This is a genomic window from Pseudomonas artemisiae (genome assembly GCF_057128685.1).
In genome coordinates, this window is the sequence record NZ_JBSKHS010000007.1 from 106,516 (window position 1) to 119,472 (window position 12,957).

Below are 12,957 nucleotides of genomic sequence, written 5' to 3' on the forward strand. Positions count from 1 at the left end.
TGCGGGCGTGCCGCTTAAACGTCGCCATAGCCTAGGGAGCGTAGCGCGCGTTCGTCATCCGACCAGCCGCCCTTCACCTTGACCCATAGGTTCAGCATTACCTTGGCGTCGAACATCTGCTCCATGTCCTTGCGCGCCTCCATGCCGATGCGTTTGATACGCTCACCCTTGTCACCGATGATGATTTTCTTCTGGCCGTCGCGCTCAACCAGAATCAATGCATGGATGTGCAGCGTGGCACCCTGCTGCTTGAATTCTTCGATTTCCACGGTGATCTGGTAAGGCAACTCTGCACCGAGCTGACGCATGATCTTTTCCCGCACCAGTTCGGCGGCCAAGAAGCGGCTGCTGCGATCGGTGATCTGGTCTTCCGGGAAGAAGTGCTCATTCTCGGGCAAATAGTTGCCGATCAAGGATTCCAGCGTATCCAGGTTGTGCCCCTGCTGCGCGGAAATGGGCACCACTTCAGCCTTGGGCAACTGTTGTTGCAGCCACTCCAGGTGAGGGATCAGCGCGGCTTTGTCCTCAAGCCGATCGGTCTTGTTGATCGCGAGGATCACCGGGCCTTCAACGTACTGCACCCGCTCCAGCACCATCTGATCCTCGTCGGTCCAGCGGGTACGGTCTACTACGAAGATCACCACGTCCACGTCTTTAAGGGCGGCCGAGGCGGTCTTGTTCATGTAGCGGTTGAGGGCCTTGTCGTTGTCCTTGTGCATGCCGGGCGTGTCCACATACACCGCCTGCACCGCGCCTTCGGTTTTGATGCCAAGCATGGTGTGGCGGGTGGTTTGCGGCTTGCGAGAGGTAATCGCCAGCTTTTGCCCCAGAATGTGATTGATCAGCGTGGACTTGCCGACATTGGGCCGGCCAACGATGGCCACATAGCCGCAACGGGTTGTCGGTGTATCAGTCATTGCCATTCTCCACGCCCAGGGCGATCAGGGCAGCCGCGGCAGCGACCTGCTCGGCGATGCGCCGGCTCACGCCCTGGCCTCGGCTTTTTTCATTGAGCAAAGCCACTTCGCATTCGACGAAGAACGTGCGGCAATGCGGTTCACCCTGAATATCTACCACCTCATAACGGGGCAATTCACAGGCACGGGACTGCAGGAACTCTTGCAGTCGGGTTTTCGGGTCTTTGTTGGTGTCCACCAGTGTCAGGGTTTCGAACTCCCCAGCCAGCCAGGCCAGCACCCGCTCACGCGCGGTGTCCATGTCCGCGTCCAGGTAGATAGCGCCGATCAGGGCTTCCAGGGCATCTGCCAGAATGGACTCCCGACGAAAACCACCGCTCTTGAGTTCACCCGAACCCAGGCGCAGGTACTCGCCCAGGTCGAACCCGCGCGCCAGCAGCGCCAGGGTTTCACCCTTGACCAGGCGCGCGCGCAGGCGTGACAGCTGGCCTTCCCGTGCCTGAGGAAAGCGATCGTAAAGCGCTTCACCGGCCACGAAGTTGAGGATGGCATCGCCGAGGAATTCCAGGCGCTCGTTGTTGCGCCCGGCGAAGCTGCGGTGCGTGAGCGCCAACAGCATCAGGTCCTTGTTCTTGAAGGTATAGCCGAGCTGGCGCTCCAGGCGGTTCAGGGGCGACTGGCTCACGGCTGGCGCACGCTGCTTTGGTGATCGAAACTCACCACCAGGTCGATGTTACCTACGAAATGCTCACGCTTTTCATAGGCCAGGTGGGCGAGCAAGCCACCGGATTGCTCGGTTATCTTCAACGCGTTTTTCAAATCCAGATCCCGGATGTTATTGACCTGCAGACTGCGGTTGACGTAATCAAAATATTCATCGCTCCCCTCTACCTTGGTGGAAGGGTCGCTGGATGCTTTGTCCATGGCCTTTTTCACGGCCCAGAAATCCATGTAGTGCGGCACCATGCGCATACCTGCAATGCCTAGCAAGCCGATGGCGACCAGCAGAATAAGCCCGCCAATCAGGGAAGCACCGCGCTGGGAACTCATTGCTTTCATGCTAGCCCTCGCCTGATTCTTGCCGAAAACCTTCAGCACGTGCGCCCAGGTAGGAACCTAGGCACTCGCTTTACTTGATCAGCCCTACCCGGTTTAGCGTAGGCAGGTGGCGCGTTTTAGGTTCTGGCCAGCTCATCCACACCGCGAACGCCTTGCCAACGATATTGTGGTCAGGAACCATGCCCAAGAGGTCCTTGGGAATATTGGGGTCATCCCAGTAACGACTATCGTTGGAGTTGTCCCGGTTGTCGCCCATCATGAAGTAGTGCCCATCGGGCACGGTCCACTGGCCACCCGGCAACATGCGGTAAGTCGCCATCTGCTGGTGAATGAGGTGTTCCGCCTCGCCAATGTGCTCTTTGTAAACGCCCACTTCGCCCAAGTGCGGATCGAAGGTGGTGCCTACCATCTGCTCTTCCACCAAGGCACCGTTCACATAAAGGTGCTTATCGGAGGTATAGCGGATGCTGTCACCCGGCAAACCGATAACGCGCTTGATGTAATTCACCGAAGGGTCGCTAGGGTAACGGAACACCATCACGTCGCCCCGTTGAGGGTCCCCTACCTTGATCACCTTGGTATCCAATACCGGTAAGCGAATGCCGTAGGAAAACTTGTTCACCAGGATGAAGTCGCCTACCTCCAGGGTTGGCTTCATCGACCCTGAAGGGATCTGGAAGGGCTCAACCAAAAACGAACGCAGCACCAGCACGATGAACAGCACTGGGAAGAACGACTTGCCGTACTCCACCAGCAGCGGTTCTTTGTTTAGCTGGTCCAGTACCGCGGGCTCGGGCTGGGCCACGCTGCCCTGGTAATGGGCGATGGCCGCACGCCGCCGTGGGGCGTAATACAGCAGGTCAAGTAAACCCAGCAGGCCACACACGGCCACGAGGATAACCAACAACAGCGGGAAATTAAGAGACATAGGACCTGATCATTCCAACCTGAGCACGGCGAGGAAGGCTTCTTGTGGGATTTCCACATTGCCGACCTGTTTCATACGTTTTTTACCGGCTTTCTGCTTTTCAAGCAGCTTACGCTTACGGCTTACGTCACCACCGTAGCATTTGGCCAGAACGTTTTTCCTGAGCGCCTTGACCGTGGTCCGGGCAATGATCTGGCCGCCAATGGCTGCCTGGATCGCTACATCGAACATCTGTCGAGGAATCAGCTCCTTCATTTTTTCGGTCAGCGCGCGGCCCTTGTAGTGGGCATTGTCGCGGTGAACGATCAAGGCCAAGGCGTCGACCTTGTCGCCATTGATCAACACGTCGAGCTTTACCAGGTTCGCGGACTGGTAACGATCGAAATGGTAGTCCAGCGAGGCATAGCCGCGGCTGGTGGATTTGAGGCGGTCGAAGAAGTCCAGGACTACTTCGTTCATGGGCAAGTCATAGCGCACTTGCACCTGGGTACCCAGGAACTGCATGTCACGCTGCACCCCACGCTTTTCGATGCACAGGGTAATCACATTGCCCAAGTGTTCCTGGGGAACCAGGATAGTGGCTTCGACGATCGGCTCGCGGAAGTCTTCCACCGAGGACACATCCGGCAACTTGGACGGGTTATCCACGTACAAGGTTTCGCCGGTTTTCATCTGCACTTCGTAGATCACGCTGGGCGCTGTGGTGATCAGGTCCAGGTCATACTCGCGCTCCAGGCGCTCCTGGATGATTTCCATGTGCAACATGCCCAGGAAGCCACAGCGGAAGCCGAACCCCAGCGCGTCGGAGCTTTCTGGCTGATACTGCAACGATGAGTCGTTCAGGGTCAGCTTTTGCAGCGCCTCACGGAAATCTTCGAAGTCTTCCGAACTGGTAGGAAACAGCCCTGCGTACACTTGGGGCTGGATGCGTTTGAAGCCTGGCAGTACTTCGACGTCCGGCGTGGTGGACAGCGTAAGGGTATCCCCCACCGGGGCGCCGTGAATGTCTTTGATGCTGCCGATGATAAAGCCCACCTCGCCGGCCTTGAGGTCCACGGTTGGGGTGTGCTTGGGCGTGAAGACACCCACGCTGTCCACCAGGTGGGTTTTGCCCGTGGATTTGACCAGAATCTTGTCGCCCTTCTTTACCCGGCCCTGGCGCACTCGAACGAGCGACACAACGCCCAGGTAGTTGTCGAACCAGGAATCGATGATCAGTGCCTGGAGCGGCGCATCGATTTCACCCTGGGGCGCGGGGATGGTCTGCACCAGGCGCTCGAGCACTTCATCCACGCCCATGCCGCTCTTGGCGCTACAGGCCACCGCGTCCATGGCGTCAATGCCGATGATTTTCTCGATTTCGTCCTTCACCCGGTCCGGGTCGGCCTGGGGAAGGTCCATCTTGTTCAACACGGGCATTACTTCCAGGCCCTGCTCGATGGCGGTATAGCAGTTGGCGACCGACTGCGCCTCTACCCCTTGGCCGGCGTCCACTACCAGAAGCGCGCCCTCACACGCGGCCAGCGAGCGGCTGACTTCATAGGTGAAGTCCACGTGCCCGGGCGTATCGATGAAGTTCAGCTGGTAGGTTTTGCCGTCTTTGGCTTTGTAATAGAGGGTAACGCTATGGGCCTTGATGGTGATGCCGCGTTCGCGTTCCAGGTCCATGGAGTCCAGTACTTGGGCTTCCATTTCACGGTCGGCCAGGCCGCCGCACATCTGGATGAACCGATCGGCCAGGGTCGACTTGCCGTGGTCGATGTGGGCGATGATGGAGAAATTGCGGATATGACTCAAATCACTCACGGATCAACACTCAAAAAGGCCTCGGGCGGGCGCCCGACAAAAATAGCCGGGCATTGTACCTGATGCCGTAGGGCTTGAGGCAAGTTCGTTGCTGGAACCGACGTCCCCAGCCGCGCTTGATAGGCCCACTATAGGATGCGACCGGCGATCCCTGGAGGGAAGCCGGTCGCGGTTAAGCCTACGCCAGCTGGCTGCTACGGGGCGAGTTACTCAGCCAACTTGAAGGTGATGAAACTGGCGCGGCCTTGGCGCAGCACGCGCATCGACACCGAACGGTTTTTCGGCAGGGCCTTGGCCACGTCGGTGAACTGCTTGGCCGATGTAATGGCCTGGTTGTTCAAGTGCGTGATCACATCACCTGGTTGCAGCCCGATCAGGGCAGCGGGGCCATCCTGTACGTCCTTGATCAGCACGCCGCCCTTGAGGTCCGCGGCTTTTTTCTGCTCATCGGTCAGGTCTGCCACGGCAACACCCAGGCGGTTGCTACTGCGCTCGGGTTGGCCGTCCGCGCCCGCCACAGCCTCGGCGTCGTCGTCTTCTGGCAATGCGCCTACGGTAAGGTCCAGTGTACGACGCTTGCCGTCACGAATGATTTCCAGGCTAGCCTTGGCCCCTGCTTTCAGCCCGCCCACCAGGTGGGGCAGGTCAGCCGACATGATGATAGGCTGGCCATTCATGGTGAGGATTACGTCGCCCACTTGCAGCCCGCCCTTGGCCGCGGGGCCATCTTGCATCACCTGTGCCACCAAGGCACCGGCGGGCTTGTCCAGGCCAAAGGATTCAGCCAGGTCTTTGTTCACTTCCTGGATGACCACGCCCAACCACCCACGGCTGACCTTCCCGTCTTTCTTCAACTGGTTGGAAACGTCCAGGGCAACGTCGATCGGGATGGCGAACGACAGGCCCATGAAGCCACCGGAGCGAGTGAATATCTGAGAGTTGATCCCTACTACTTCACCGCTCATGTTGAACAGCGGGCCACCGGAATTGCCTGGGTTGATGGCCACATCGGTTTGGATAAAGGGTACGTAGGAGTCATTGGGCAGCGTGCGGCCCTTGGCACTGACGATGCCTTTAGTGACCGAATGGTCGAAGCCAAACGGCGAACCGATGGCCAGCACCCACTCCCCTACCTTGAGCTTATCGGAGTCGCCCAGCTTCACCGTGGGCAGGTCCTTGCCGTCGATTTTCAGCAAGGCTACGTCGGTACGGGTATCGGTACCCACCAGCTTGGCTTTGAGCTCGCTGCGATCAGACAGGCGCACGATGATTTCATCGGCATCGGCGATCACATGGTTGTTGGTCATCACATAGCCATCTGGCGAAATGATGAAGCCGGAGCCAAGGGACTGAGCCTCGCGCTGACGATCCCCTCGGGGGGCCCGCGGATTATTGCGAGGCATGTTGCGCTCGAAAAACTCCCTGAACATCGGGGGCAAGCCTTGCAGATCCGGCATTTGGCTATTGGCCACACCGCGATCCGGCAGCTTTTGCGTGGTACTGATGTTCACTACCGCTGGCGAGGCTTGCTCCACCAGGGTGGTGAAGTCTGGCAAGGCCTCAGCCTGGGCAGTAACGACCTGCCCTAGCATCAGCACCGCCGCGAACAGCGAGAGGCAGGATTTCAAGCGTGGTATCGACATACGGCTCCCGTACATTGCGAGCATGGTTAAGCGAAGGGGTAACCTTGGCTTCAGTTAAGGCCAGGCATCGGCAAAAGGCCAATGACTGACGAACAGCACAGTGTTAAAGGATGTGCCCTTGGTGGCAAAGACCTATAAGAAAAACCGATGGGCTTTGCAACAATCCGGGCCCATTTTTCATGTTGCAGATTGAAACATGAACCTGAATTCACTACAGCCTGATCACGTTTTGCCTCGAAGGCGTTTTGCGGGCAGGCACGAACTAGCCTGCTACCAGAGTGGCCAGGCCAGGGTATAGGGGCATGAGCGGTAGATTTCAATAGAGGTTGCGAGAACCCTTTGATCGATTTGATCGGGCCTACACGAGGTGTTAGCGGCCGCCAACACTGGGAGGGAACGCCTACCGCCGCACTAGCGTGCGGCGGACAGGGCAAGTGCATGTTTCGCCTTAGCGGTTTTCCATGCTGGAGTGTGCGCCCTTGTTGGCGGACTCCTGAGGCTGCTGACGCAGAATCTGATCATCCTGCCAACCGGCCTGGTTCTTGGCAGCTGGCGCCTGCACATCGTTACTTTCAGTGTAGCCTGCCAACACGGCCGGGCCTTGGGCTTGAGGAGCCGTCAGCACTGGCTGTGGCGCCTGCTGAGCCAACTCATTTCCACTGAGTTCATTCTGGTTGTACAAACGCACGCCCGCCAGCACGGCCACGGTCACCGAAGCGGCGACAGCCAAACGGCCCAGGCTACGCCATGACCGAGCAACAGCGCGAACCGGCGCGGTTTCATCAGCCAAGGCAACCGATACCGCGGCGGCCAGATCCAAACGAGGCTCGAGCAATTCTTTGTGCATGGCTGCGCGGGCGATCTGGTAGCGCGCCCAAGTAGCACGTGCTTCGCTGCTTTCAACAGCGCTAAGCACGCGACGTAATTCCAATTCGTCCGCTTCGTTATCCATCACCGCGGACAGCGATTCCTGCAGGGCTTCACGACTCATTGCGGTTCCTCTCTTGGCTGTCGCCGCTGTCTCAGGTTTCCTGCAGCAGTGGCTGCAGGGCTTTGTCTATGGCTTCGCGGGCGCGGAATATACGCGACCTTACGGTACCCACCGGGCATTGCATGACGCTGGCAATGTCTTCGTAGCTCAAGCCATCGAACTCACGCAACGTCAGAGCGGTGCGCAGATCTTCAGGCAATTGCTGGATCGTACGGTGAACAGTGCCCTCAATTTCATCTCGCAACAGCGACCGCTCTGGGGATTCGAGGTCCTTCAGGCCATGGTCGCCATCGTAGAACTCAGCGTCCTCGGAGCTAACGTCGCTGTCTGGTGGCCGTCGTCCCCGGGACACCAGGTAATTCTTCGCCGTGTTGATGGCGATACGGTACAGCCAGGTATAAAAGGCGCTGTCACCGCGGAAGTTTCCCAATGCCCGATACGCCTTGATAAAGGCTTCTTGGGCAACATCCTGTGCTTCATGGGTGTCGTGGACGAAACGCACGATCAAACCGAGAATCTTGTGCTGATACTTCAGCACCAGCAGGTCGAACGCACGACGGTCACCCTTCTGAACGCGTTCAACCAGTTGCTGATCTTCTTCCTGGGTTAGCATGAACACTCCTCGTTGTGCCCCAAGGAGCGCTGCAAGAGCCATCGTTCAGGCTTGCAACCATAGACTCGGGCTTTGTGCAAAAGTTCTCCCCTCTACGCAAGTTTCCCACCCGTAAAAGCGGGTACAGGAAAAAACACACCAGGTACCGCCCTGCTGTGTCAACAATCCGGATGTCCAGCTGCTAACAAAAGCTTGCCGCCTAAAGCGTCCGCTTCGTTGCGCCGTTTTTTTGGTAACCACCTATGGATTGTGCCCCATTTAGGAAAGTTCCCGGTACCGGATAGCCAATTTCCTACAAAGGGCGTTGTGACGTCCAGCACTGTTCGCGATTAAGGGACAATACCGTAGCCCCTATTAACGCTCGCTGGTATAAATGGCGACCGTCCGCTGTATTGGACGATTCCATTTTGCCCTGCAGCCGCCAGGCGGCTGTAGGCGCTCATTAACGGCGCCCGGTAACTGCAGGCACCTGCTTAAGAAGCCGGTGCCCGCCCTTGCCTACTGCCTTGAGCCACACGCGGTTGCCTGAGCCGCCGGAGAGACATGAGTCAGCACCTGCAACATGACGTTCTGGTTATTGGCAGCGGCGCCGCCGGCTTGAGCCTGGCGCTGAATCTACCCTCGCACTTACGCATCGCGGTCCTCAGCAAGGGGCCGCTCTCCAATGGCTCCACCTACTGGGCCCAGGGCGGCGTAGCGGCGGTACTCGATGATGCCGACACGGTGGACTCCCACGTGCGCGATACCTTGGTGGCCGGAGGTGGGCTGTGTGACGAGGCCGCCGTGCGCTTTACCGTGGAGCACAGCCGTGAAGCCATCCAGTGGCTGATCGACCAGGGCGTACCCTTTACCCGGGACGATACTGCCCTGGCCGACCCAAGCCAGTTCGAGTTTCATCTGACGCGCGAAGGCGGCCATAGCCATCGACGTATCATTCATGCCGCGGATGCCACCGGCGCTGCCATCTTCAATACGCTGCTGAGCCAAGCGCGCTTGCGATCAAACATCGAACTGCTGGAGCAGCGCGTCGCGGTAGATCTGATCACCGAGCGGCGCCTGGGGCGCGACGGCGAGCGCTGCCTCGGGGCCTATGTGCTAGACCGTAAAACGGGCGAAGTGGACACCTTCGGTGCGCGTTTCACCGTGCTGGCCACGGGCGGCGCCGCCAAGGTGTACCTCTATACCAGCAACCCCGACGGCGCCTGCGGCGACGGCATCGCCATGGCCTGGCGGGCCGGCTGCCGGGTAGCCAACCTGGAATTCAATCAGTTTCACCCCACCTGCCTCTATCACCCTCAGGCCAAAAGCTTTCTGGTCACCGAAGCCCTGCGTGGCGAGGGCGCGGTACTAAGGCTGCCCAACGGCGAGCGTTTCATGCCACGCTTCGACCCGCGGGCCGAACTCGCCCCACGGGATATCGTGGCCCGCGCCATCGACCATGAGATGAAGCGCTTGGGTGCGGATTGCGTTTACTTGGACATCAGCCACAAATCCGAAGATTTCGTACGCGCGCACTTCCCTACGGTGTACGAGCGCTGCCTGGCCTTTGGCATTGACATCACCAAAGAGGCCATTCCCGTGGTGCCCGCGGCCCATTACACCTGCGGCGGGGTGATGATCGACAATGCGGGGCGCACCGACGTACCTGGCCTCTACGCCATTGGCGAAACCACCTTCACCGGCCTGCACGGGGCGAACCGCATGGCCAGTAATTCGCTACTCGAATGTTTCGTCTATGGGCGATCGGCGGCGGACCATATCCGATCCCAGCTGGAGCAAGTACCTACGCCACAAGCGCTACCGGCCTGGGACGCCAGCCAGGTGACCGACTCGGACGAAGACGTCGTCATTGCCCACAACTGGGACGAGCTGCGGCGCTTTATGTGGGACTACGTGGGCATTGTGCGCACCAGCAAACGCCTGCAGCGGGCACAGCATCGAGTGCGCTTGCTGCTCAGCGAAATCGATGAGTTCTACAGCAACTACAAAGTAAGCCGGGACCTGATCGAGCTGCGCAACCTGGCCCAGGTAGCGGACCTGATGATCCGCTGCGCGTTGCTACGGAAGGAGTCTCGCGGATTGCATTACACCCTGGATTACCCAGGGTTGCTGGAGGAGGCCATCGACACCATTCTGGCGCCGGCAGGCTGATACCGGTTACCGACTAACGCCTGTAGGAGCCGTCCCGCTGCCAAGGCGCCGCGCTGTCGCGCAGCAAACAGGGGTGTATGACGCTTGACAGCCACCCTCGCGGTGCAGCTTTCGCCAGCTTCGCTCACGCCTACAACAATCGCGCTTAAGCGGTATCTAAAGCGCATCACCCGCAGGCGGCTTAAACCGATCGCGGCTAAACCGCAACCGTAAACGCAGGCGGCGATGGGTATCGGTGGGCAGCGCGTCGGCGGGAATACACACCGATCGCGACCAGCGCTGCCCAGCCACACGATAACGCAGCACTACCATCAGCGGCAGGGCCAGGCTGTCATGGCGTAATTGAACAGGCTGCCAACCCTTGGCACGGCTGAACACCGCCCAGCCTCGAGGGCTACGCTGCAGGCCGGTGATTGAATGCGCCGAGCCAAGAAGCACATGCCGCGGCAGCACCCAGGCACCATGTGCAAGGCAAGCCAGCGACAATGCGAATACCGCTGGAAAGGGCAAGGCCAAGGTAAGCGCCGAGCACTGAGCGAGCAGTTGCGCCGCGCAATAGCCTATAAATAGCGCCTTCGAAGGCTGCCAGCGGCATTCGAAGCGGTTATTTCGGCTGTACACGGTCCAGGATCATGCGCACCATGCGCTGCAGTTCAGGATCTGGCGACTCGTTGCGCTCCATGAACCAGCCAAACATGTCCTGGTCTTCGCAGGTCAGCAAACGTACATAGGCCGCACGGTCGGTTTCGTCGAGGTTGGGATACACTTCTTTGACGAAGGGTACCAGCAGCACGTCCAGCTCCAGCATGCCGCGGCGGCTGTGCCAGTACAGGCGGTTGAGTTCAATATCCGTGACCATGGGCCCCTCCTCGAAAAGGCCGCCAGTATACAGCCCAGCACGGGCGTCGACACCCGCGCACTGTGAGCGAATATGCCGTGCCTGTTTATTTTTCGCTGAGCGCACTATGATGAACCCCTTCTCGCTCAGCAAAGTGACCCATGTCCGACTCTGCCTTTTTTTGCGTTCTCGACCATGAGGGCGTGCTCGCGGTTCGCGGCTCGGATGCCAGCAAATTTCTGCAAGGCCAGCTGACCTGCAACCTTAACTACCTTGGCCCAAATGCCAGCAGCCTTGGCGCGCGTTGTACGCCCAAGGGGCGTATGCAATCGAGTTTTCGCATCGTGCGGCACCAGGATGGCTACCTCTTGGCGATGGCCGCGGAGTTGCTGGATGCGCAACTGGCCGACCTCAAAAAATACGCGGTGTTTTCCAAGGCTACCTTGACCCACGACACCAGCCACTGGGTGCGCTTCGGCATTGTGCAGGGCGAAGGCTTCCTGACTGAACTAGGGATCGAGCTGCCCGCCGAGGCCAATGCCGTGGCCAACCTAGATGGCGCGCTGTTCATTCGGGTTTCCCCACAACGCGCCGAGGCATGGGTTGGGGCCGAACAGGCAGAGGCGTTCCAGGCCCGGCTCGCTACGGCCATGGCCCAGGCCAGCGTACAGGCATGGTTGCTGGGGCAGGTTCGGGCGGGCCTGGGCCAGGTCTTCGGGCCTACTCGCGAGCTGTTCATTCCGCAGATGATCAACCTGCAGGCGGTGGGCGGCGTAAGTTTCAAAAAAGGCTGCTATACCGGTCAGGAAATCGTCGCCCGCATGCAGTACCTGGGCAAGCTCAAGCGGCGGTTGTATCGGCTGGCCCTGGCGGAGGGTGAACTGCCCGCGCCTGGCACTCCACTGTTCGCCCCAGTCCATGCCACAGCGGTGGGCGAAGTGGTAATGGCAGCGCCAGCCGAAGCAGGCTTTGAATTGCTGGCGGTGCTACAGGGAGATGCCGTGGAACGCGGCGAGGTTAACCTGGGTGCCGTTGACGGCCCTCGCTTAACCTTGCTTGATCTACCCTATACGCTTGACCGCGACCGCGAAATCCAGCGCTAGTCGTTGCACACCCAGGTGCTGGATTCACCCATGCCCTGGCGCTGTACCAAGGTAGCGCCTTGCGAATCGCGCATTACGTTGAAAGCCCGAGAGGCCTTATGACCGAGCTGGCGCAAGCGGTTCAAGACGATTTGCTGGTCGCCATCGACCGGGACGAACTCTTGTTGCCGACCTTACCCGAGGTTGCCTTCGAGATCCGCCAGGTCGCCGAAGACAGTAACGTCAGTATCCGCGAGCTAGGCCGTGTGGTGGGGCGCGACCCGGCGCTGACCGCGCGGCTGATCAAGGTGGTGAATAGTCCGTTGCTGCGCAGCCAGATGGAAGTGACCAACCTGCACACAGCGATCACCCGGCTGGGCGTCAATTACACCTGCAACCTGGCTGTTGGCCTGGTGATCGAGCAGATTTTCAGCACCCGCCTTCCCATCATTGAAACCAAGCTAAGAGCCGCCTGGGCCACTAGCATTCAGGTGGCGGGCATTGGTTACGAACTGTGCCGCCGACAGCCTCACCTCAAGCCCGACCAGGCCGCGCTTGCCGGCATGGTTCACCTGATCGGGGTGTTGCCGATTCTGACCTACGCCGAAGAGCACAACCTGCTCAGCGACCCGGTGTGCCTGAACCATGTGATCGAGAACATTCACCCCGTACTGGGCGCGCGGATACTCAAAGCCTGGGACTTCCCCAAGGTGCTCTCGGACGTGCCGCTGTTCTACCTGGATTACCAGCGTGAACAAGCCACCGCCGATTACGCCGATGTGGTGCAGATGGCCTCACTGCTCAATATGCCTATCACCAAACGCCCGGTGATCAGTACGTTGCCGTCCTATGCACGGCTGGGCATGGACCACCTTAACCCGCCGTTGCTCAGCCGCGAACTGGACGAAGCACGGGCGATGTTAGCGTGA

Annotated in this window: 13 protein-coding genes; 3 read left to right on the forward strand and 10 right to left on the reverse strand. The window is 59.4% G+C overall.

Features of this window, described 5'->3' with window-relative positions:
• Positions 1–14: 14 nt before the first annotated feature.
• The 8 genes from era to rpoE form a co-directional block, all read right to left on the reverse strand.
• Positions 15–917, reverse strand: coding sequence for a GTPase Era (gene era / locus ACWKV4_RS10590; protein WP_483832031.1), 903 nt, complete (start codon positions 915–917; stop codon positions 15–17).
• Positions 910–1,587 carry a ribonuclease III gene (rnc, locus tag ACWKV4_RS10595; RefSeq protein WP_483832122.1) on the reverse strand — a complete coding sequence of 226 codons (678 nt, stop codon included), beginning with the start codon at positions 1,585–1,587 and terminating at the stop codon, positions 910–912. Before rnc ends, era begins: the two co-directional genes overlap by 8 nt.
• Positions 1,588–1,598: 11 nt before the next feature.
• Positions 1,599–1,976 carry a DUF4845 domain-containing protein gene (locus ACWKV4_RS10600; protein ID WP_483832032.1) on the reverse strand — a complete coding sequence of 126 codons (378 nt, stop codon included), beginning with the start codon at positions 1,974–1,976 and terminating at the stop codon, positions 1,599–1,601.
• 70 nt (positions 1,977–2,046) lie between these two features.
• Complete coding sequence (gene lepB / locus ACWKV4_RS10605; protein WP_483832033.1) at positions 2,047–2,904, reverse strand: signal peptidase I; 858 nt, start codon at positions 2,902–2,904, stop codon at positions 2,047–2,049.
• A 9-nt stretch (positions 2,905–2,913) separates the two neighbouring features.
• Positions 2,914–4,710, reverse strand: a complete 1,797-nt coding sequence (gene lepA / locus ACWKV4_RS10610; RefSeq protein WP_483832034.1) for a translation elongation factor 4 — start codon at positions 4,708–4,710, stop codon at positions 2,914–2,916.
• 206 nt (positions 4,711–4,916) lie between these two features.
• Positions 4,917–6,347: a DegQ family serine endoprotease gene (locus ACWKV4_RS10615; protein WP_483832123.1), complete on the reverse strand. Its 1,431-nt coding sequence runs from the start codon at positions 6,345–6,347 to the stop codon at positions 4,917–4,919.
• A gap of 454 nt (positions 6,348–6,801) precedes the next feature.
• On the reverse strand, positions 6,802–7,344 hold the full coding sequence (locus tag ACWKV4_RS10620) for a sigma-E factor negative regulatory protein (protein ID WP_483832035.1): 543 nt from the start codon (positions 7,342–7,344) through the stop codon (positions 6,802–6,804).
• Positions 7,345–7,375: 31 nt separating this feature from the next.
• On the reverse strand, positions 7,376–7,957 hold the full coding sequence (gene rpoE, locus ACWKV4_RS10625; protein ID WP_483832036.1) for an RNA polymerase sigma factor RpoE/AlgU: 582 nt from the start codon (positions 7,955–7,957) through the stop codon (positions 7,376–7,378).
• A 543-nt stretch (positions 7,958–8,500) separates the two neighbouring features.
• Here rpoE and nadB point away from each other — a divergent pair.
• The gene (gene nadB, locus ACWKV4_RS10630) at positions 8,501–10,108 is read left to right on the forward strand and encodes an L-aspartate oxidase (RefSeq protein ID WP_483832037.1); all 1,608 of its coding nucleotides are present in this window, start codon (positions 8,501–8,503) and stop codon (positions 10,106–10,108) included.
• A gap of 156 nt (positions 10,109–10,264) precedes the next feature.
• On the opposite strand, the gene ACWKV4_RS10635 is transcribed toward nadB, so the two are convergent.
• The gene (locus ACWKV4_RS10635; RefSeq protein ID WP_483832038.1) at positions 10,265–10,729 is read right to left on the reverse strand and encodes a protein YgfX; all 465 of its coding nucleotides are present in this window, start codon (positions 10,727–10,729) and stop codon (positions 10,265–10,267) included.
• A complete protein-coding gene (locus tag ACWKV4_RS10640) occupies positions 10,713–10,967 on the reverse strand; it encodes an FAD assembly factor SdhE (RefSeq protein WP_483832039.1) in 255 nt (84 codons plus the stop codon). Before ACWKV4_RS10640 ends, ACWKV4_RS10635 begins: the two co-directional genes overlap by 17 nt.
• Positions 10,968–11,107: 140 nt before the next feature.
• Here ACWKV4_RS10640 and ygfZ point away from each other — a divergent pair, with 140 nt between their 5' ends.
• Positions 11,108–12,049 (forward strand): CAF17-like 4Fe-4S cluster assembly/insertion protein YgfZ, encoded by a 942-nt coding sequence (gene ygfZ / locus ACWKV4_RS10645; RefSeq protein ID WP_483832040.1) that lies wholly within the window; start codon positions 11,108–11,110, stop codon positions 12,047–12,049.
• A gap of 98 nt (positions 12,050–12,147) precedes the next feature.
• Complete coding sequence (locus tag ACWKV4_RS10650) at positions 12,148–12,957, forward strand: HDOD domain-containing protein (protein ID WP_483832041.1); 810 nt, start codon at positions 12,148–12,150, stop codon at positions 12,955–12,957.